Source organism: Burkholderia sp. AU27893 (assembly GCF_002223205.1).
Classification (GTDB): domain Bacteria; phylum Pseudomonadota; class Gammaproteobacteria; order Burkholderiales; family Burkholderiaceae; genus Burkholderia.
Window position 1 is genome coordinate 1,295,809 of record NZ_NKFD01000001.1, and the last position, 19,533, is coordinate 1,315,341.

The window sequence follows — 19,533 nt, forward strand, 5'->3', positions numbered from 1 at the left end:
CCCGCCGGGGCCGCGCCGCGCACGCGACGCCGTCAGTCGGACAGGGCGTCCGATGCGGCTTCGGCTTCGGCATCGTCGTGCGATGCGTGCGTGCGGATCAGCGGATCGCTGGTGCTCGGGCGGCCGGTTTCGACGTGACCCGCGAAGCGACGCAGGAAGCCGAGCAGGCGGCCGTCGCTGACGGTCAGGTCGTACCAGCCGTGGCTGCCGCGCAGATCCCAGTAGTCGTCGACCTGCTGGCCCGGCGCGAGGTCGAACGTGCGCGCGCGGCCGTGGCCGTACGCGTTCGTGACCTTGAGCCGCACGGCCTTGTGGCCGCGGTTCATCAGGCGCAGCGTGATGTTGCCGTTCGCGACGTCGTAGCCGTAGATCACCTCGGGGTTCACGTTCGCGCTGCCGACGCCGGTCGCGAACGGGCCGCGGAAATGGCAGTAGAAGCCGTTCGGGCCGTACACGTCGAGGTCGTACAGGCCGAGCGACGCCGCGGCGCTCCACGTGTCGGCGATCCGCTTGCCGGCTTCGACGGTGTACGCCCACGGGCCGTCGAGGCGATTGCGCGACTGCACCTGGAACGCGGCGCCTGCCCGACCCGTGTTCGCGAAGGTCAGCCGGAACAGGCCGTTCACCGATTCGACGCGGCCGTGCACGAACAGCTCGTACGGCAGCGCGCGTGCCGGACGCAGCCCGGCCTCCTGCTTCGGCAGCTTCTGCAGCACCGGCGGCACGGGGATGTAGTCGGGATGGCGCAGGCGGTCGGGCGGCGCATAGCCGCTCGTGTCCGGCAGCGTCGGCCAGCCGGCGTCGGCCGTCGCGAAATCGAACGCGGCGGTCAGGTCGCCGCACACCGCGCGGCGCCACGGCGAGATGTTGCCGGCCTTGACCGGGTATTGCGCGCCGAAACGTGCCTCGATGAATTGCAGCAGCGACGTGTGATCGTACGTCTGCGAGCAGACCCAGCCGCCCTTCGTCCACGGCGACACGACGAGCATCGGCACGCGCGGCCCGAGCCCGTACGGGCCGGCCATGTGCGATGCGTTGCCGGGGAACACCTCGTTGGTGGTCGCGACCGTCGACAGCCCGTTGTCGCGCGACTGCGGCGCGAACGGCGGCGGCACGTGGTCGAAGAAGCCGTCGTTTTCGTCGTACGTGATGAAGAGCGCGGTCTTGCTCCATACCTCCGGATTCGACACGAGTGCCTGCAGCACCTGCTCGATGTACCACGCGCCGTAGTTCGCCGGCCAGTTCGGATGCTCGGAATACGCTTCCGGCGCGCAGATCCACGACACCTGCGGCAGCGTGCCGTTCTTCACGTCCTGCTGCAGGATGTCGAACAGCGTGCCGCCCGCGCTGATGTTGGTGCCGGTGCGTGCCTTGTCGTACAGCGGCGTGCCGGGCAGCGCGTTGCGGTACTGGTTGAAGTAGAGCAGCGAGTTGTCGCCGTAGTTGCCGATGTACGGGTTCTGCGTCCAGCCCCACGACCCGGCGGCGTTCAGTCCGGTGCCGACGTCCTGGTAGATCTTCCACGACACGCCGGCGTTTTCCAGCACTTCCGGATAGGTCGTCCAGCCGTAGCCCGCTTCCTCGTTGCCGAGCACCGGGCCGCCGCCCGTGCCGTCGTTGCCGACGTAACCCGTCCACATGTAGTAGCGGTTCGGGTCGGTCGAGCTCGGGATCGCGCAGTGGTACGCGTCGCAGATCGTGAACGCGTCGGCGAGCTGGTAGTGGAACGGGATGTCGTCGCGCTTCAGGTACGCCATCGTCGTGGTGCCCTTGTTCGGCACCCACTGGTCGTAGCGGCCCTTGTTCCACGCGGCGTGCATGTCCTGCCAGCCGTGCGGCAGGTCCTGCAGGAACTGCAGGCCGAGCTTGTCCGCGCCCGGGTGGAACGGCAGCAACTCGGCCGGGCCGACCGGCTGGTGGAACACCGACTTGCCGTTCGCGAGGCGCAGCGGACGCGGGTCACCGAAGCCGCGGACACCGCGCATCGTGCCGAAGTAGTGGTCGAACGAGCGGTTCTCCTGCATCAGGATCACGATGTGTTCGATATCGCGGATGGTGCCGGTGCGGCGGTTCGCGGGAATCGCAAGCGCATCGCGAATCACGGGGGGGAACAGGTTCAGCGCGGCGGCACCGGCAGTGCCGGCAGCGACGCGCAGGAAGTCACGACGGTTCGATCGGGTCATGGTCGTTATCGTGCGGTAAAGGGGGGAGCCGATTGGCAGGACCTGCTGGAAGGGCGCGCCCGGGTCGCAGGATGCGGCTGCGCCGGGTGGTGCCGCCGCGAGCATAGCGGGGAATCGGTGTCATTCATGTGAAGTCCGGAAACGTTTGCATCCGCATCAAAGCGATATCGAAGCGGCGTCGGGGTGCAGGTCGCGGGCGGTCGCGGTGCGGCAGGGATGACGCGGGAAAGCGATGCGGCGCGGGATGCGCGCCGGTGAAGCGGAGGGCGATGCGGGCGTGTCAGGCGTCCGTGACCCACGCGCCGAACCATTCGCTCGGGCGCGCGATTTCGTCCTGCGCGGCGACGAGTTCGAGCTCGTAGCGGCGCGCATCGTAGGTCGCCTTCACGACCGCATGCACGGCCGCGAGCGTGTGCTCGAACGCCGCGCGCACGGAGTCGCCGCGCAGCCGGCAGGCGACGAAGATCGCGCTGGTCAGGTCGCCGACGCCGACTGGATGGCGCGGAAACGCGTACAGCGGGCGCTGGCCGATCCACGCTTCGGTTTCGGTGACCGCGAGCATGTTGAAACGATCGGCGGGGCTGTTGCGGTCGTGCAGGTGCTTGACGAGGATGATCTGCGGGCCGCGACGGATCAGCCAGCGGCAGGCTTCGACGGCTTCGGCGACGGTTTCGATGCGCCGCCCCGCGAGCTTCTGCAGTTCGGTGTGGTTCGGCGACATGCCGTCCGCGAGCGCCGGCATCTCCTGGACGATGAATTCCTCGACGCCGGGCTCGGGCCGGATGCCGCCCGTCTGGCCCATCGCCGGATCGCAGAAGTACCACGCGTTCGGATTCATCGCCTTCACCGAGCGGACGATCTCGACGGCCGCACGTGCCTGCGGCGGTGAACCGAGGAAGCCGGACAGCACGGCGTCGCAGCGCTTGAGTGCGCCGATCGCGGCGATGCCGTCGACGAGCTGCTCCATCTTCGCGGCATCGATCGCGCTGCCGGCCCAGTGACCGTACTGCATGTGATTCGACAACTGGACGGTATTGAGCGGCCAGACGTTGACGCCGAGGCGCTGCATCGGGAACACGGCCGCACTGTTGCCGGCATGGCCGTAGATGACGTGCGACTGAATGCTGAGGACGTTTTTCATGGGAAGCGCCTGCACGCGTTTCAGGGTCACGTCACACGATACCCGAGTTCGTCGCGCGCGCGGAAGTCGCGCGGCCCCGGAGTGTTGCGCGCCGTCGTCAGCGCGACCGCGTAGAATCGCGGGGCGCGAGACGGCCCGGCCGCCCGCGTGCGTCTCCAATCACCGTGATCGCCATGCTTTCGATTCGCAAGATGTTGTTTGCCGTGCGCGCCGCCGTGCTCGGCGCGGGTGTCGCCGTCGCGTGCGCCGCGCCTGCCGTCGCGGCCGCCGCATCGCCCGCCGGCAACGACGGGCCCGTGTATGGCCCGCGCCTGGAAGGGTTCACCTATCCGGCGCCCGTGCATCTCTACACGTTCGTGTCGCAGCGCGAAACCCTCGAGATGGCCTACCTCGACGTGCAGCCGGCCCACCCGAACGGCCGCACCGTCGTGCTGCTGCACGGGAAGAACTTCTGCGCGGCGACCTGGGAGGACACGATCGGCGTGCTGAGCCGCGCCGGCTATCGCGTGATCGCGCCGGACCAGATCGGCTTCTGCAAGTCGTCGAAGCCCGATCGCTACCAGTACAGCTTCCAGCAGCTCGCACGCAATACGCATGCGCTGCTCGAATCGATGGGGGTGAGGTCGGCGACGGTCGTCGGCCACTCGACGGGCGGGATGCTCGCGATGCGCTACGCGCTGATGTATCCGAAGGCGACCGACCAGCTCGTGCTCGTGAACCCGATCGGCCTCGAGGACTGGAAGGCGCTCGGCGTGCCGCCGCTGCCGGTCGACTACTGGTATGCGCGCGAGCTGAAGACCACGGCCGACGGCATTCGCCGCTACGAGCAGGGCACGTACTACGCGGGCAAGTGGTCGCCGTCGTACGAGCGCTGGGTGCAGATGCTGGCCGGGATGTACCGGGGCGCCGGTCGCGACGCGGTCGCGTGGAACTCCGCGCTGATCTACGACATGATCCTCACGCAACCGGTGGTCTATGAACTCGGCGCGATCCGCGTGCCGACGCTGCTGATGATCGGCGACAAGGATACGACCGCGATCGGCAAGGACGTCTCGCCGCCCGACGTGCATGCGAAGCTCGGCCGCTACCCGGAACTCGCGAAGCGCACGCAGGCGGCGATCCCCGGCGCGCAGCTCGTCGAGTTCCCGGCGCTCGGCCATGCGCCGCAGATCCAGGATCCGGACGCGTTCCACAAGGCGCTGCTCGACGGGCTGGAGGCCGTGCACCCGCAGTGATGCGGGGCCGGCCGCGGGCGGCCCGGGCGTGCGCCGTCAGTGCGCTTCGCCCGCGAGCTCGTCGCGGATCTGCGCGGTCAATTCGAACGAGCGCAGCCGTGCCGCGTGATCGTAGATCTGCGCGGTGACGATCAGCTCGTCGGCTCCCGTCTGCGCGATGCGGTCGCGCAGCTTGTCGCGCACCGTGTCTCGCGAGCCGACGGCCGCGAACGACAGCGAATGCGCAACGGTCGCGAGTTCGAGCTCGTTCGCCTCGAGCACGTCGACCGGCGGCGGCAGCTTGCCCGGCGTGCCGCGCCGCAGATTGATGAACTGCTGCTGCAGCGACGTGAACAGGCGCCGCGCCTCGTCGTCGGTATCGGCGACGAACACGTTGACGCCGACCATCGCATGCGGCTTCGGCCATGCGGCCGACGGCCGGTACTGCGCACGATAGATCTCGAGCGCGCGCATCAGGTAATCCGGCGCGAAGTGCGACGCGAACGCGAACGGCAGCCCGAGCATCGCGGCGAGCTGGGCGCTGAACAGGCTCGAGCCGAGCAGCCACACGGGCACGTCGAGCCCTGCGCCGGGCACCGCGCGCACGCGCTGGCCGGGCACCGGCTCCGCGAAGTAGCGCTGCAGCTCGGCGACATCATCCGGAAACGAGTCGGCGCTGCCGATCAGGTCACGGCGCAGCGCGCGCGACGTGGTCTGGTCGGTGCCGGGCGCGCGGCCGAGGCCGAGGTCGATGCGCCCCGGATACAGCGACGCGAGCGTGCCGAACTGCTCGGCGATCACCAGCGGCGCGTGGTTCGGCAGCATGATGCCGCCCGACCCGACCCGGATCGTCCGCGTGGCGCCCGCGACATGGCCGATCACGACGGCCGTTGCCGCGCTCGCGATGCCGGGCATGTTGTGATGCTCGGCGAGCCAGTAGCGCTGGTAACCCCAGCGTTCCGCGTGCTGCGCGAGATCGACGGTGTTGCGGAATGCCTGGGAGGCGTCGGCGCCGGCCGGAATGGGGGCGAGATCGAGTACGGAAAACGGAGTCATCGGATGGCCTTCGAAAGGGGCGCGCGCGGTGATGCGCTGACGCAACAAATGCCAACGATTTTGCCAAAGGGTTCCGGAACGTGCTGGAGGCGGCCCGATACCCATGCGCGGCTCAGGGGTGCAGGGTCGAATTCGGTGGTCGTTGCAAAAATCAGTCTAATCGCCGATTAATTACCGATCTTTACGTCGATTGGACGTGAATCCGCATCGACGTACAAATTTGCACGAAACGTACGATTTTCAAGACTGCAATACGCCTGCAAACCGCTTACGCTAACGTGAACGCGGGTGCGCCCAAATGGTTCGCCGACTGCACAGCTTTGCCGGAATTGCACCAGTCCGTTTCTCGTAGTGCCAAGCGCGGGGTGCCGCAGGCTGCTAAAATCCGGCGCCTACCCATGTTGTGCCGAAGGTAGCCATACGAATCTTCCCGCATCCCGTCCGGGCGTCGCGCGGAGATGCACCACGCGAAGCCGGGCATGGCCGTATCCGAAGGATGGGTCGAGCCTCCCCCTATATACAGGCGCTGCTGGAACAAGGAGTCGGGTCGTGCCCGCGTTCGTCGTTGTCGGAATACCGAATCACGCTCAATCATGCGCAAGCGTTCTCCATGGCGTTCAGTTCGCCGGGAGGCGTCGCGCATGACGGCCACCGCAACGATGCTCGACTGGCTCCTGATCGTCTTCACGCTGGCCGCCGCCGGCTATGCGCTCGTCGCCGCGTTCGCGCCGCGGCCGCGCACGCCGCGCACGGCCGTGCGCGACGGCTTCGAGCCGGTCAGCGTGCTCAAGCCGCTGTGCGGCGCGGAGCCGCATCTGTACGAAAACCTCGCGACGTTCTGCGAGCAGCGCCATCCGCGGTATGAAGTGCTGTTCGGCGTCGCGTCGGCGGTCGATCCGGCGATTGCCGTGGTCGAACGGCTGCGCGCCGATTATCCCGAGTGCGACATCACGCTCGTGATCGACGCGCGCGTGCATGGCAAGAACCTGAAGGTCAGCAACCTGATCAACCTCGCCGAGCGCGCGAAGTACGGCCGCATCGTGATCGCGGACAGCGACATCGCGGTGAAGCCCGACTACCTGGAGCGCGTGACGGCGCCGCTCGCCGACGTGTCGGTCGGTGTCGTCACGTGCCTGTATCATGCGCGCAGCGTCGGCGGGTTCTGGACGCGGATCGGCGCGCAATTCGTCGACGCATGGTTCGCCCCGTCGGTGCGGATCACGCACCTCGGCCGCTCGAGCCGCTTCGGCTTCGGCGCGACGCTCGCGCTGACGCGCGACACGCTCGACCGGATCGGCGGCTTTCCCGCGCTAAAGGACGAACTGGCCGACGATTTCTGGCTGGCCGAGTTGCCGCGCCGCCTCGGGCGACGCACCGTGCTGTCGGAGGTCGAGGTCGCGACCGACGTGATCGAGCCGTCGTTCGGGCCGCTGTGGCACCGCGAGACGCGCTGGCTGCGCACGATCCGTTCGCTGAACCCGGCCGGCTTCGCGTTCCTGTTCATTACGTTTACCGTGCCGTGGCTCGCGATCGGCGCGGCGCTCGCGCTGCGCCTCGACGGCACCTTCGCCGGCGCGCTGGCGGGCTGGGCGGCCGTGGTGGGCGCGTTCGGGCGGCTGGTGCTGCACGCGCGCGGCGAGGACGGCTGGCGCGCGTTCTGGCGCGACCTGCCGCTCGTCGCGGTGCGCGACACGCTGCTCGCGCTCGAATGGCTCGCGGCCGCGTTCGGCACGCACGTGGTGTGGCGCGGCGCGAGGATGACGGTCGTCGGTGGCGAACGCGCGACGGCGGCAGTGGAAGCAGTGGACGGCCGCTAGGGCCGTTCCGACCGAACCCGGCCCGAGGGCCGAGACGCGCTGCGCGGCGAGGCCGCGCGGCGCGACATGACAGAGAGGCGGGCGCCGGCAGGGCGGCCCGCGGTTTTTTGACTGAATCGTTGTGACGAATCGAACTATGCAGGCTACCGGAGCATTCATGAAAACGCTGTTCTTGCAGGCCCCTTCGTATGACGGCTTCGACGGCGGAGCCGGTTCGCGCTACCAGGCGAAGCGCGAAATCCGTTCCTTCTGGTATCCGACGTGGCTCGCGCAGCCGGCCGCGCTCGTGCCGGGCAGCCGCGTCGTCGACGCACCGGCCGACGGCCTGTCGGTCGAGGAAACGCTGAAGATCGCCAACGACTACGACCTGGTGATCATCCACACGAGCACGCCGTCGTTCCCGACCGACGCGATGTTCGCGCAGGACCTGAAGAAGATGAAGCCGTCGATGCTGGTCGGCATGGTCGGCGCGAAGGTGATGGTCGATCCGCACAACTCGCTCACCGCGAGCGAGGCCATCGACTTCGTGTGCCGCGAGGAATTCGACTACACCTGCAAGGAAATCGCCGAAGGCAAGCCGTTCCCGGAGATCAAGGGCTTGAGCTGGCGCGCGAAGGACGGCTCGATCGAGCACAACGAAGCGCGTCCGATCCTCGAGAACATGGACGAACTGCCGTTCGTCGCGCCCGTCTACAAGCGCGACCTGAAGATCGACAACTACTTCATCGGCTACCTCAACTATCCGTACGTGTCGATCTACACGGGCCGCGGCTGCAAGTCGCGCTGCACCTTCTGCCTGTGGCCGCAGACGGTCAGCGGCCATCGCTACCGCACGCGTTCGGTCGAGAACGTGCTCGCGGAAGCGAAGTGGATCCGCGACAACATGCCGGAAGTGAAGGAACTGATGTTCGACGACGACACCTTCACCGACGACCTGCCGCGCGCGGAAGCCATCGCCATCGGCCTGGGCAAGCTCGGCATCACGTGGTCGTGCAACGCGAAGGCGAACGTGCCGTACAAGACGCTGAAGGTCATGAAGGAAAACGGCCTGCGCCTGCTTTTGGTCGGTTTCGAATCCGGCGACGACCAGATCCTCGTGAACATCAAGAAGGGCGTGCGCACCGATTTCGCGCGCCGCTTCAGCGCGGACTGCAAGAAGCTCGGCATCAAGATCCACGGCACCTTCATCCTCGGCCTGCCGGGCGAGACGCAGGAGACCATCAAGAAGACGATCGAGTACGCGAAGGAAATCAATCCGCACACGATCCAGGTCTCGCTCGCCGCACCGTATCCGGGCACGACGCTCTACAAGCAGGCCGTGGAAAACGGCTGGATGGAAGAGAACAAGACCATCAACCTGGTGAGCAAGGAAGGCGTGCAGCTCGCGGCGATCGGCTATGCGCACCTGTCGCGCGACGAGATCTATCACCACCTCGAGCAGTTCTATCGCCAGTTCTACTTCCGTCCGTCGAAGATCTGGGAGATCGTCCGCGAGATGCTGACGAGCTGGGACATGATGAAGCGCCGCCTGCGCGAAGGTGTCGAGTTCTTCCGCTTCCTGCGCGCACACGAGGCCTGATGCATGGGGACGCAGCCGGCGGCGCGGGCGCTGATCTTCACCGCGGACGACTTCGGGCTGCACCCGCGTGTCAACGCGGCGGTCGAGCGCGCGCACCGCGACGGCGTGCTGAATGCCGCCAGCCTGATGGTCGGCGCGCCCGCCGCGCAAGATGCGATCGAGCGCGCGCGGCGGCTGCCGTCGCTCGCGGTCGGCCTGCATCTGGTGCTCGCGGATGGGCCGGCCACGCTGCCCGCGCATGAGATTCCCGCGCTCGTCGGCCCCGACGGGCGGTTCGGCGATGCGATGGCGAAGGACGGCTGCCGCTTCTTCTTCCTCCCGCATGTGCGAGCGCAGCTGCGCCGCGAGATTCGCGCGCAGTTCGATGCGTTCGCGGCGAGCGGCCTGCCGCTCGACCACGTGAACGCGCACAAGCATTTCCACCTGCATCCGACCGTCCTGTCGCTGATCATCGAGATCGGCCGCGACTACGGGTTGCGCGCGGTGCGGCTGCCCTACGAGACGAGCGCGCCCGCGCTGCTCAAGCCGTGGATCGCGCTCGTGCGCGCGCGGCTCGACCGCGCGGGGCTTGCGCACAACGACTACGTGGTCGGCATCGAGCATACGGGCGCGATGGACGAGGCCGTGTTGCTCGATGCGCTCGCCACGCTGCCGCCGGGCGTCGGCGAGATCTACTGCCATCCGGCCGAGGCCGGCGACGGCCCGATCACGCCGACGATGGCCGGCTACCGCCCGGTGGACGAACTCGATGCGCTGCTGTCGCCGCGCGTCGCGGCCGCGCTGAAGGCGGCGGGTGTCGCGACCGGCGGCTTTGCCGACGTGTTCGGCCAGCCCGCCGCACGGCGCGCCGCGCCGGCGTCGCGCGCACCGGGAGCGCAGCCGTCATGACCAAGTGGATCAAATGGCTCGGCTGGCCGCTCGGCATCGGCATCCTGCTCGCGCTGGGGCTGCACGAAGGCATCGGCGACGTATCGCAGATGCTCGCGCGCGCCGGTTATGCGTTGCTGTGGCTCGTGCCGTTCCATGCGCTGCCGCTGCTGCTCGACGCCTACGCGTGGCACCTGCTGCTCGACAAGCGCTCGTCGCTGCCCTTCCTCTGGTGGATCGCGACCGTGCGCGAGGCCGTGAACCGGCTGCTGCCGGTGGTCGGGATCGGCGGCGAGATCGTCGGCATCCGCCTCGCGCGCTGGCAGGTGCCCGATGCGAGCCGCGTGACGGCATCGGTGATCGTCGAGTTGCTCGTGACGATCGTCGTCCAGTATGCGTTCGCCGCGCTCGGCCTCGTGCTGCTGCTCGCGACGACGAACAGCATGGGCGGCGGCACGATCGGTCTCGCGTTGCTGCTCACGCTGCCGCTGCCGGTGCTCGGCGTCGTGCTGATGCGCCGTGGCGGCGTCTTCCATGCGATCGAGCGTTTCGCGGGCCGCCTGCTCGGCGATTCGCACCGGTTGCTGCAGGGCGTCGACGGCAAGCGGCTCGACGCCGATATCGACGGGCTGATGTCGCGCACGGGGCTGCTGTTCAGCGCATTCTTCTGGCAGCTGGCCGGCTACGTGCTCGGCGCGCTCGAGATTTACTGGGCGCTCGCGCTGCTCGGCCATCCGGTGTCGATCGGCGGCGCAATCGCAATCGAGGCGATGGCGCAGGCCGTGCGCCATGCGGCGTTCATGGTGCCGGGCGGCCTTGGCGTACAGGAGGCGACCGTCGTGCTGCTCGCCCAGATGTTCGGCGTCGATCGCGAGACGGCGCTGTCGCTCGCGCTGGTCAAGCGCGGCCGCGAGGTGCTGTTCGGCTGCCTGGCGCTCGGTTCGTGGCAACTGGCCGAACTCGTGCGCACGCGGCGCCGTATCGGCGTGCCGCCGGCCGTGCCGCGCGCGCCGCAAGCGACGAGCCGCACGACCCGGGCCGAGACTGAAACCGAAACGATGCACTGAATACGAGACGGGCCGCGCGCCCGTCTCGCGCTTTTGGCGTTGCGCGGGTATCCTTGCCGCGTGTTTTCTCGACGCGCATTTCTTCCGATGAATTTCCGTTTCCGGCTGCTTCCCGTGACGATGCTGGCCGCCGCGCTGGCGCTGACCGGCTGCGACGACAAGCAAGGCAATCTCGACGTGCAACGTATCAGGGATTTCTTCAACGCGATCAAGCCCGCGCCGCTGCTGCTGAAGGGGCTGAAGGTCGGCGAATCGACCGAGGCCGACGTGCGCGGCACGATGGGCAAGCCCGAGACCGAGCGCGACTTCACCGACGGCTCGAAGCGGCTCGAATACCCGCGCGGCCCGATGGGCAACCAGACGTGGTTCGTCGATCTCGATGCGAACGGCCGCTACACGGGCGCGACGCAGGTGCTGACCGCCGAGAATTTCGCGAAGGTGCGCCCCGGGATGAACGAGGACGAAGTGCGGCGCCTGCTCGGCAAGCCCGGCGACATCGCGCAATATCCGCTCAAGCCCGAGATCGTCTGGAGCTGGCGCTGGCTCGAGGACGGCGTCAACACCGACGCATTCTTCAACGTCCATTTCGGCCCGGACGGGCTTGTCTATACGACTTCGCGCTCCGACATCCTGAAGGGACGGTAGGCGCAGCCGCAGCCCCCTTCGGCGCTATATCGAAAAAGCGACCGGAAAATTGCAAAAAGTCCGCTTCCCTGCCGGTTATCCGGTTGTCAGGGAGCGGCTTTTTTCCTTTTGAAACAGCGGTGTAGGCCGCAGTTGCAAATGACGGGACGGATTGTTGCGACGCAGCAATCGCGTGCAAGGTGGTTTGAGGCAATCAATTTCGCTTGCGACTATCCGCGTCAGCCCGGCGCGGGACAGGCAGACGCGTCGGCATCCATTCCAACTCTGGAGACGCGCGTGTTCCTTTACGGCTTTGGTCCCGTCCTCTGGGCCGGCACCGTGCAGACCATCGAGCTGTCGGTGCTGTCGCTCGCCACTGCGGTGGCGCTGGGGCTGATCGGCGCGGTGGCGAAGCTGTCGCACAACCGGGTGCTGCGAGCGATCGCGACCGGCTATACGACGCTGATCCGCTCGGTGCCCGATCTCGTCCTGATGCTGCTGTTGTTCTACAGCATCCAGATCTGGCTGAACCAGTTCACCGACTTCGTCGGCTGGAACCAGATCGACATCGACCCGTTCGTGGCCGGCGTGCTGACGCTCGGTTTCATCTACGGCGCGTACTTCACCGAGACGTTCCGCGGCGCGTTCCTGTCGGTGCCGCGCGGCCAGCTCGAAGCCGGCGCGGCGTACGGGATGAGCGGCGCGCGCGTGTTCGCGCGGATCATGTTTCCGCAGATGATGCGCTTTGCGCTGCCGGGCATCGGCAACAACTGGCAGGTGCTCGTGAAGGCCACCGCGCTGGTGTCGATCATCGGCCTCGCGGACGTCGTGAAGGCCGCGCAGGACGCCGGCAAGAGCACGTTCAACATGTTCTTCTTCATCCTCGTCGCGGCGCTGATCTATCTCGCGATCACGACCGTTTCCAACCTCGTGCTGATCCAGCTCGAGAAGCGTTATTCCATGGGCGTGCGGCACGCAGATCTATGATCGAAATTCTCCAGGAATTCGGCCAGGCGTTCCTTTACTGGGACGGCCAGCGACTCTCCGGCCTCGCGGTGACGCTGTGGCTGCTCGTTGCGTCGATTTCGCTCGGCTTCGTGTGCGCGGTGCCGCTCGCGGTCGCACGCGTGTCGAAGAACAAGTGGGTGTCGACGCCGGTGCGGTTCTACACGTACGTGTTCCGCGGCACGCCGCTCTACGTGCAGTTGCTGCTGCTGTACACGGGCATGTACAGCCTCGAGTTCGTGCGTTCGCACTCGCTGCTCGACGCGTTCTTCCGCAGCGGCTTCAACTGTGCGATTCTCGCGTTCGCGCTGAACACCTGCGCGTACACCACGGAGATCTTCGCGGGTGCGATCCGTGCGATTCCGCACGGTGAAGTGGAGGCGGCGCGGGCGTACGGGATGTCGCCGTTCACGATGTACCGCCGCGTGATCCTGCCGTCGGCGCTGCGCCGCGCGCTGCCGCTGTACAGCAACGAGGTGATCCTGATGCTGCACGCGACGACCGTCGCGTTCACCGCGACCGTGCCGGACATCCTCAAGGTCGCGCGCGATGCGAATTCGGCGACCTACATGGCGTTCCAGTCGTTCGGGATCGCCGCGCTGATCTATCTTGCGGTATCGTTCGCACTCGTCGCGGCGTTTCGCCGCGCGGAGCGCCACTGGCTTGCGTATCTCGCGGCCGCCCGTCATTGAATTACTTCGAGGAGAGCCAGTTGGCCGAGATCACTCAAACGAGCGCTGCCGCTTCCACCAAGCTTGCCGCGGTCGACATTCACAAGCGCTACGGTGACAACGAAGTGCTCAAGGGCGTGTCGCTGAACGCGAAGGCCGGCGACGTCATCAGCATCATCGGCGCGAGCGGCTCGGGCAAGAGCACGTTCCTGCGCTGCATCAATTTTCTCGAGCGGCCGAATGCGGGGCAGATCGTCGTCGACGGCGAGGCCGTGCGCACGAAGACCGACCGCGCCGGCGCGCTCGAAGTCGCCGATCACAAGCAGCTGCAGCGCATCCGCACCAAGCTCGCGATGGTGTTCCAGCACTTCAACCTCTGGGCGCACATGAACGTGCTCGAGAACGTGATGGAAGCGCCGGTGCACGTGCTCGGCATTTCGAAGAAGGAAGCCGAGGAGCGGGCCCGCGAGTACCTGGAGAAGGTCGGCTTGCCGCCGCGCGTCGAGAAGCAGTATCCGTCGCATCTGTCGGGTGGCCAGCAGCAGCGCGTGGCGATTGCGCGGGCGCTCGCGATGCATCCGGACGTGATGCTGTTCGACGAGCCGACGTCGGCGCTCGACCCGGAGCTGGTGGGCGAAGTGCTGAAGGTGATGCAGAAGCTGGCCGAGGAAGGCCGCACGATGATCGTCGTCACGCACGAGATGGGGTTCGCGCGCAACGTGTCGAACCACGTGATGTTCCTGCATCAGGGGCGGACCGAGGAAGAGGGCGATCCGAAGGAAGTGCTGGTCCGCCCGCAGAGCGAGCGGCTGAAGCAGTTCCTGTCGGGCAGTCTCAAGTAACGCGACAGGGCAGGTTTCAACCGTGGTACCGGTGTCTCGTCCCGCAGGCGCCACCCGCACGACGCAGGTGGCGATCGTTGCATTGCCGCCCGTGTCGATGTCGGGCGTGGGTCCGATCGTCGATGCGCTGAACCTCGCGAACGAGATCGACGGGCGGCTGCTGTATCGCTGGCAGGTGTGTTCGTGGGACGGGCGGCCGGTGCCGCTCGCCGGCGGCGCGCAGTGGCATGCCGATGCGGCGTTCAACGATGCGATCGCGTGTGACTGGGTCATCGTCGTGTCGGAGCGGTTTCAGCAGTTTGCCGACTATCGGTTGTTTCTCGCGAGCCTCGCGAGGGTGGGGCAGCGCACGCCTGTCGTCACCGGGATTCATCATGGCGTGTGGTGGCTTGCGATGGCCGGGCAGCTTTCCGGGTATCGCGTGAGCGTGAACTGGGAGACGTATCAGCAGTTCGCCGAACAGTTCGAGCGGTCGATCGTCACGCAGCAGATCTTCGAGATCGATCGCGATCGGGCGACCTGTGCCGGAGGGCAGGCTACCGTTGATTTCATGCTGGCCATGATTGGCCGGGAACATGGGCCGGATCTCGCTGAGAGGATCGCCGATGCGCTCGGCGCCGGGACTTTGCGCAGCGGCGAGGAACGGCAGCGGATTCCTTTCGTGACGGCGCCGGGCGAGCGGCATCCTCGGTTGAATGATGCTTTGCTGCTCATGGAAGCCAATGTCGAGGATCCGTTGACCACCGATGAAATCGCCGAGCTCGTGGGCGTTTCACGCCGGCAACTGGAACGGCTCTTTCGGCAGTATCTCGGGGCGATGCCCTCCAAGTATTACCTCAATCTTCGGTTGCTCAAGGCTCGGACCCAGTTGCAGCGGACCAGCAAGTCGGTTGTTCAAGTCAGTCTCGCCTGTGGGTTTTCTTCTGCTGCGCACTTTTCTAATGCTTACCGCGAAAGGTTTGGGGTCACGCCTCGGGAAGATCGGCGAGCCTGGCTCGAGAAGCAGACCGGCGGCGGCGGAGAGCCTCGCGGGGGCGCGCTTGTCGAGCGCGCGGGGAAGGATTGATTTTGTTTTTTTTGGCGGTTCGCTTGCGTTGGGCGTGAAGCACCTGTTGTCTTAGCGGTCTATTTGCGTCGCCCCTGCGCGGGGCGGCGGTTACTTTTCTTTGTCTTGCCAAAGAAAAGTAACCAAAAGAAAGGCGCTGTGAAAACGCAAGACCTCCCGGTGCCATGGCACTCGGAGTGGACCGCGCCTAAGTGTCCGCGCCAGTCCAGAACACGGAGTGGTGCGAGCAATGGTTCTGACATCCTCCACTGCCCAACAGAGCGGTATACCGCCCGCCAGCTCCATCCTCGCTACGCTCGGCTGCAAGGTACTTCACGTCGCGTTGCATGCGCTCACTTGCTTCTGCCAGCGCTGCATCAGCAAAGCACGCAACCCTCTTTTCTCACACCATTCGGACCCGATCGGACTGCTTGCCATCGGTGAATGTTGGATAACGGCGTGAGCACGTAAGTGCGTGCTGCGTCCCTTTTTCGTGGTGAATGAGGGCATGCCTTGATTCGCTGAATTCGGGGTGCTCGCAGCGATTGCTGGAACTGATTGACCTGGAGCGTTACTGGCGGGGGTGTCCCTGTCGGCCGAGCGTAGCGAGGGCGGAGCTAGCGGGCGGTATACCGCTCTGTTGGGTAGTGGGAGGTGTCAGAACCATTGCTCGAACCACTCCGTGTTCTGGACTGGCGCGGACACTTAGGCGCGGTCCACTCCGAGTGCCATGGCACCGGGAGGTCTTGCGTTTTCACAGCGCCTTTCTTTTGGTTACTTTTCTTTGGCAAGACAAAGAAAAGTAACCGCCGCCCCGCGCAGGGGCGACGCAAATAGACCGCTAAGACAACAGGTGCTTCACGCCCAGCGCAAGCGAACCGCCAAAAAAGCCTCAAAATACGCCCACCGAAACCGAACCCCCGCCCGCCCGGAAGGGCAAAACCAAACCGCACTATCCGCTTCCGATAGAACCCGTCGCAATTCCGCAAGACGCTTGCGTCACCCTTACCTAAACTTGATCCTGTTGAACCCTCTTACGAAACCGAAAGGAACGACCATGACGACCTCGACCGTGACCCGCCAGACATTCGACGAAGTGATGGTGCCGGTATTTTCCCCCGCGCCGTTCGTGCCGGATCGCGCAGAGGGCTCCCGCGTGTGGGACACGGCCGGCCGCGAGTACATCGACTTCGCGTGCGGCATCGCGGTCACGTCGCTGGGCCACGGCCACCCGGAACTGCTGAAAGTCCTGGACGAACAAGGCCGCAAGCTCTGGCACATCGGCAACGGCTACACGAACGAGCCGGTGCTGCGCCTCGCGAAGCGCCTCGAATCGCTGACCTTCGCCGACCGCGCGTTCTTCGCGAACTCCGGCGCGGAAGCGAACGAAGCCGCCCTGAAACTCGCACGCCGCGTCGCATTCGACCGCCACGGCGCCGACAAATATGAAATCGTGTCGTTCGTCCAGTCGTTCCACGGCCGCACGTTCTTCACGGTCAGCGTCGGCGGCCAGCCGAAATACTCGGAAGGCTTCGGCCCCGTGCCGGAAGGCATCAAGCACCTGCCGTTCAACGACATCGAAGCCGCGAAGGCCGCGATCGGCCCGCAAACCTGCGCGGTGATCGTCGAGCCGGTGCAAGGCGAAGGCGGCGTGATCCCGGCCGATCCTGCCTTCCTGAAGGCACTGCGCGAAGCGTGCGATGCGCACGGCGCGCTGCTGATTTTCGACGAAGTGCAAACGGGCGTCGGCCGCACGGGCCAGTTCTACGCATACATGGATACCGGCGTCACGCCGGACATCCTGACGACCGCCAAGGCGCTCGGCAACGGCTTCCCGATCGGCGCGATGCTGACGACGAACGAACTCGCCGCGCACTTCAAGGTCGGCGTGCACGGCACGACGTACGGCGGCAACCCGCTCGCATCGGCGATCGGCGACAAGGTCGTCGAACTGATCAGCGATCCGGCACTGCTCGAAGGCGTGCGTGAACGCAGCGTGCGCCTGAAAGGCGCGCTCGAGCGCATCAACGCACGCTTCGGCATCTTCAAGGACGTGCGCGGCAAGGGCCTGCTCGTCGGCGCGGAACTGACCGCCGCATTCGACGGCCGTGCGAAGGACTTCGTCACCGCCGCCGCGGAAAACGGCCTGATCATGCTGATCGCCGGCCCGAACGTGCTGCGTTTCGTGCCGTCGCTGGTGATCCCGTTCGACCTGCTCGACGAAGGCATGAAGCGCTTCGAGAAGGCAGTCGAGCAGGTGCTCGCCGCCCAGGAAGCCACCGCGCGCTGATCGGCGCACCCATCGCAGACAGGAACGACGATGCTATTTGTTCGCCCCGGCAAACTCACGGATCTCGATGCGCTCGCGCACATGGCGCGCACCGCGCAGCCGGTCCTGCACTCGCTGCCGCACGACCGCGCGGCGCTCGAAGCGCGTGTGGCGCTCTCCGAGGATTCGTTTCGCGCGGACGTCGACTTCGCCGGCGAGGAGTTCTACCTCTTCGTGCTCGAGGATTCGTCGACCGGCAAGTTGCTCGGCACGGCGAGCATCGTGGCCGCAGCCGGTTACTCGGAGCCGTTCTATGCGTTCCGCAACGACGCATTGATCCACGCGTCGCGCGAGCTGCACGTGAACCGCAAGATCCACGCGCTCACGATGTCGCACGAGCTGACCGGCAAGAGCCGGCTGGCGGGCTTCTACGTCGATCCGTCGCTGCGCGGCGACGCGGCCGCGCACCTGATCTCGCGTGCGCGGATGATGTACATCGCCGCGAACCGCCGCCGCTTCACGCCGGAAGTGTTCACGCTGCTGCTCGGCGTGAGCGACGGCAATGGCGCATCGCCGTTCTGGGAAGCGGTGGGCCGCAAGTTCTTCGGCCGCGACTTCACCGACGTCGACATCGCGTCGGGCGGCCGCAGCCGGACCTTCATCGCGGAAGTGATGCCGGCGTATCCGCTCTACGTGCCGCTGCTGCCGGAAGCCGCGCAGCGCGTGCTCGGCGAGCCGAACGAATCGGCGCTGCTCGCGTACGACATCCATCTCGAGGAAGGCTTCGAGCCCGACCGCTTCGTCGACATCTTCGACGCGGGCCCGGTGCTGACCGCGCAGGTCGACCGCACCGCGTGCGTGAAGCACGGCGCCGAGCGCACCGTGCGCGAGGCCGCGCACCAGCAGGGCGATGTCGCCTACATGGTGTCGACGGGCAGCGGCGAATCGTTCCGCTGCGTGCTGGCCGACCTGCCGGGCGAGGCGGGTGACGCGCCGCTGGCCGGCGACGTGCGCGTGGCGCTCGATGTGAAGGATGGCGATGTCGTGCGCTGCGTGCCGCTGCATCGCCGCGACGATGAAGATTTGAAGGGAGACGCAGCATGATCGTCGTTCGGGTCGTACAAACGGGCGACGTCGACGCGCTCGTGTCGCTCGCGAAGGAAACCGGGCCGGGCCTGACCACGTTCAAGCCCGACCGCGACGCGCTCGCCGCGCGCATCGAGCGCACGCGCCGCACGCTCGCGGGCGAGGCGGCGGCCGGCGAGGCCGGCTACTTCTTCGTGATGGAAGAATCGAAGACGGGCGACATCGCGGGCGTGTGCGGGATCGAGACGCAGGTCGGCCTCGAACAGCCGTTCTACAACTATCGCGTGAGCACGGTCGTGCACGCGAGCCAGGAGCTCGGCGTGTGGACGCGGATGTCCGCGCTGAACATCTCGCACGACCTGACCGGTTACGCGGAAGTGTGCTCGCTGTTCCTGAGCCCGCGCTATCGCACGGGCGGCGTGGGCGGCCTGCTGTCGCGCTCGCGCTTCATGTTCATCGCGCAGTTCCGCGAGCGCTTCCCGGAACGCATCTGCGCGGAACTGCGCGGCCACTTCGACGAGGACGGCACGTCGCCGTTCTGGCGCGCAGTCGGTTCGCACTTCTACCAGATCGATTTCAACGCGGCCGACTATCTGAGCTCGCACGGCCGCAAGTCGTTCCTCGCGGAGCTGATGCCGCGCTATCCGGTGTACGTCGACCTGCTGCCGCAGGACGCGCAGGACGCGGTCGGCCTCACGCACCGCGACACGCTGCCGGCCCGCAAGATGCTCGAGGCGGAAGGGTTGCGTTACCAGAATCACGTCGACATCTTCGACGCGGGCCCCGTGCTCGAATGCCACGTCAACGACCTGCGCACGGTGCGCGAGAGCGTCGTCGTGCCGGTCGCGATCGGTGTGCCGGATGCGCGGGATGATGCGCGGGGCGGCCATCCGCCGAAGTCGCTCGTGTCGAACACGTCGCTCACCGATTTCCGCGTCGGTGTCGCGCCGGGCGTGGTCGCGAACGGCGCGTTCGTGCTGTCGGCCGACGACGCCGTCGCGCTCGACGTGAAGGCCGGCGATCCGGTGCGCGTGCTGCCGCTCAAAGTCAAACAGGGATAAACGAAT

General features: G+C 66.6%; 17 protein-coding genes and 1 tRNA gene. 15 read left to right on the forward strand and 3 right to left on the reverse strand.

All coding sequences use genetic code 11. The annotated features are described in order from the left end of the window. Window positions 1-32: 32 nt before the first annotated feature. Window positions 33-2,183 carry a phosphocholine-specific phospholipase C gene (locus CFB47_RS06100; protein WP_089460645.1) on the reverse strand — a complete coding sequence of 717 codons (2,151 nt, stop codon included), beginning with the start codon at window positions 2,181-2,183 and terminating at the stop codon, window positions 33-35. A gap of 280 nt (window positions 2,184-2,463) precedes the next feature. Then, complete coding sequence (pdxY, locus tag CFB47_RS06105; RefSeq protein ID WP_089461362.1) at window positions 2,464-3,324, reverse strand: pyridoxal kinase PdxY; 861 nt, start codon at window positions 3,322-3,324, stop codon at window positions 2,464-2,466. 173 nt (window positions 3,325-3,497) lie between these two features. On the opposite strand from pdxY, the gene CFB47_RS06110 reads away from it, so the two are divergent. Next, window positions 3,498-4,559, forward strand: a complete 1,062-nt coding sequence (locus tag CFB47_RS06110; protein ID WP_089460646.1) for an alpha/beta fold hydrolase — start codon at window positions 3,498-3,500, stop codon at window positions 4,557-4,559. A gap of 36 nt (window positions 4,560-4,595) precedes the next feature. Here CFB47_RS06110 and CFB47_RS41090 read toward each other — a convergent pair whose 3' ends face one another. Continuing rightward, on the reverse strand, window positions 4,596-4,742 hold the full coding sequence (locus CFB47_RS41090; RefSeq protein ID WP_179258920.1) for a hypothetical protein: 147 nt from the start codon (window positions 4,740-4,742) through the stop codon (window positions 4,596-4,598). Between CFB47_RS41090 and CFB47_RS41095 the strand changes: the two genes are divergently transcribed. The 14 genes from CFB47_RS41095 to astA all read left to right on the forward strand — a co-directional run bounded on the left by CFB47_RS41095 (window position 4,716) and on the right by astA (window position 19,527). Further along, window positions 4,716-4,815, forward strand: a tRNA-OTHER gene (locus CFB47_RS41095). The two genes, CFB47_RS41090 and CFB47_RS41095, sit on opposite strands and share 27 nt — an antisense overlap. After that, window positions 4,779-5,765, forward strand: coding sequence for a hypothetical protein (locus CFB47_RS41100; RefSeq protein WP_179258921.1), 987 nt, complete (start codon window positions 4,779-4,781; stop codon window positions 5,763-5,765). Before CFB47_RS41095 ends, CFB47_RS41100 begins: the two co-directional genes overlap by 37 nt. Window positions 5,766-6,235: 470 nt before the next feature. After that, entirely contained in the window at window positions 6,236-7,411 is a 1,176-nt protein-coding gene (gene hpnI, locus CFB47_RS06120) for a bacteriohopanetetrol glucosamine biosynthesis glycosyltransferase HpnI (RefSeq protein WP_089460647.1), read from the forward strand. Window positions 7,412-7,547: 136 nt separating this feature from the next. Continuing rightward, on the forward strand, window positions 7,548-8,990 hold the full coding sequence (hpnJ, locus tag CFB47_RS06125; protein ID WP_306426902.1) for a hopanoid biosynthesis associated radical SAM protein HpnJ: 1,443 nt from the start codon (window positions 7,548-7,550) through the stop codon (window positions 8,988-8,990). A 3-nt stretch (window positions 8,991-8,993) separates the two neighbouring features. Then, on the forward strand, window positions 8,994-9,878 hold the full coding sequence (gene hpnK / locus CFB47_RS06130; RefSeq protein ID WP_089455865.1) for a hopanoid biosynthesis-associated protein HpnK: 885 nt from the start codon (window positions 8,994-8,996) through the stop codon (window positions 9,876-9,878). Next, window positions 9,875-10,924, forward strand: a complete 1,050-nt coding sequence (locus CFB47_RS06135) for a lysylphosphatidylglycerol synthase domain-containing protein (RefSeq protein ID WP_089460648.1) — start codon at window positions 9,875-9,877, stop codon at window positions 10,922-10,924. The genes hpnK and CFB47_RS06135 overlap by 4 nt, the downstream gene beginning before the upstream one ends. A gap of 87 nt (window positions 10,925-11,011) precedes the next feature. Further along, window positions 11,012-11,569 carry a hypothetical protein gene (locus CFB47_RS06140; protein ID WP_011351454.1) on the forward strand — a complete coding sequence of 186 codons (558 nt, stop codon included), beginning with the start codon at window positions 11,012-11,014 and terminating at the stop codon, window positions 11,567-11,569. Window positions 11,570-11,845: 276 nt separating this feature from the next. Then, window positions 11,846-12,535 carry an ABC transporter permease gene (locus CFB47_RS06145; RefSeq protein ID WP_089439580.1) on the forward strand — a complete coding sequence of 230 codons (690 nt, stop codon included), beginning with the start codon at window positions 11,846-11,848 and terminating at the stop codon, window positions 12,533-12,535. Next, complete coding sequence (locus CFB47_RS06150; protein WP_011351456.1) at window positions 12,532-13,245, forward strand: ABC transporter permease; 714 nt, start codon at window positions 12,532-12,534, stop codon at window positions 13,243-13,245. Before CFB47_RS06145 ends, CFB47_RS06150 begins: the two co-directional genes overlap by 4 nt. 20 nt (window positions 13,246-13,265) lie before the next feature. After that, the gene (locus tag CFB47_RS06155) at window positions 13,266-14,066 is read left to right on the forward strand and encodes an ABC transporter ATP-binding protein (RefSeq protein ID WP_039348269.1); all 801 of its coding nucleotides are present in this window, start codon (window positions 13,266-13,268) and stop codon (window positions 14,064-14,066) included. 22 nt (window positions 14,067-14,088) lie between these two features. After that, window positions 14,089-15,132: a GlxA family transcriptional regulator gene (locus CFB47_RS06160; protein WP_089455867.1), complete on the forward strand. Its 1,044-nt coding sequence runs from the start codon at window positions 14,089-14,091 to the stop codon at window positions 15,130-15,132. Window positions 15,133-16,168: 1,036 nt separating this feature from the next. Then, a complete protein-coding gene (locus tag CFB47_RS06175) occupies window positions 16,169-17,401 on the forward strand; it encodes an aspartate aminotransferase family protein (RefSeq protein ID WP_089460649.1) in 1,233 nt (410 codons plus the stop codon). A gap of 30 nt (window positions 17,402-17,431) precedes the next feature. Beyond that, window positions 17,432-18,484 carry an arginine/ornithine succinyltransferase subunit alpha gene (gene aruF, locus CFB47_RS06180; protein WP_089460650.1) on the forward strand — a complete coding sequence of 351 codons (1,053 nt, stop codon included), beginning with the start codon at window positions 17,432-17,434 and terminating at the stop codon, window positions 18,482-18,484. Next, a complete protein-coding gene (astA, locus tag CFB47_RS06185; RefSeq protein WP_089455868.1) occupies window positions 18,481-19,527 on the forward strand; it encodes an arginine N-succinyltransferase in 1,047 nt (348 codons plus the stop codon). Before aruF ends, astA begins: the two co-directional genes overlap by 4 nt. Window positions 19,528-19,533 lie beyond the last annotated feature (6 nt).

Bases quoted from the DNA above. Each gene is read 5' to 3' on its own strand.
- CFB47_RS06100 (WP_089460645.1), bottom strand. From the start codon at position 2,183: ATGACCCGATCGAACCGTCGTGACTTCCTGCGCGTCGCTGCCGGCACT.
- pdxY (WP_089461362.1), bottom strand. From the start codon at position 3,324: ATGAAAAACGTCCTCAGCATTCAGTCGCACGTCATCTACGGCCATGCC.
- CFB47_RS06110 (WP_089460646.1), top strand. From the start codon at position 3,498: ATGCTTTCGATTCGCAAGATGTTGTTTGCCGTGCGCGCCGCCGTGCTC.
- CFB47_RS41100 (WP_179258921.1), top strand. From the start codon at position 4,779: ATGCGCAACGGTCGCGAGTTCGAGCTCGTTCGCCTCGAGCACGTCGAC.
- hpnI (WP_089460647.1), top strand. From the start codon at position 6,236: ATGACGGCCACCGCAACGATGCTCGACTGGCTCCTGATCGTCTTCACG.
- hpnJ (WP_306426902.1), top strand. From the start codon at position 7,548: ATGCAGGCTACCGGAGCATTCATGAAAACGCTGTTCTTGCAGGCCCCT.
- hpnK (WP_089455865.1), top strand. From the start codon at position 8,994: ATGGGGACGCAGCCGGCGGCGCGGGCGCTGATCTTCACCGCGGACGAC.
- CFB47_RS06135 (WP_089460648.1), top strand. From the start codon at position 9,875: ATGACCAAGTGGATCAAATGGCTCGGCTGGCCGCTCGGCATCGGCATC.
- CFB47_RS06140 (WP_011351454.1), top strand. From the start codon at position 11,012: ATGAATTTCCGTTTCCGGCTGCTTCCCGTGACGATGCTGGCCGCCGCG.
- CFB47_RS06150 (WP_011351456.1), top strand. From the start codon at position 12,532: ATGATCGAAATTCTCCAGGAATTCGGCCAGGCGTTCCTTTACTGGGAC.
- CFB47_RS06175 (WP_089460649.1), top strand. From the start codon at position 16,169: ATGACGACCTCGACCGTGACCCGCCAGACATTCGACGAAGTGATGGTG.
- aruF (WP_089460650.1), top strand. From the start codon at position 17,432: ATGCTATTTGTTCGCCCCGGCAAACTCACGGATCTCGATGCGCTCGCG.
- astA (WP_089455868.1), top strand. From the start codon at position 18,481: ATGATCGTCGTTCGGGTCGTACAAACGGGCGACGTCGACGCGCTCGTG.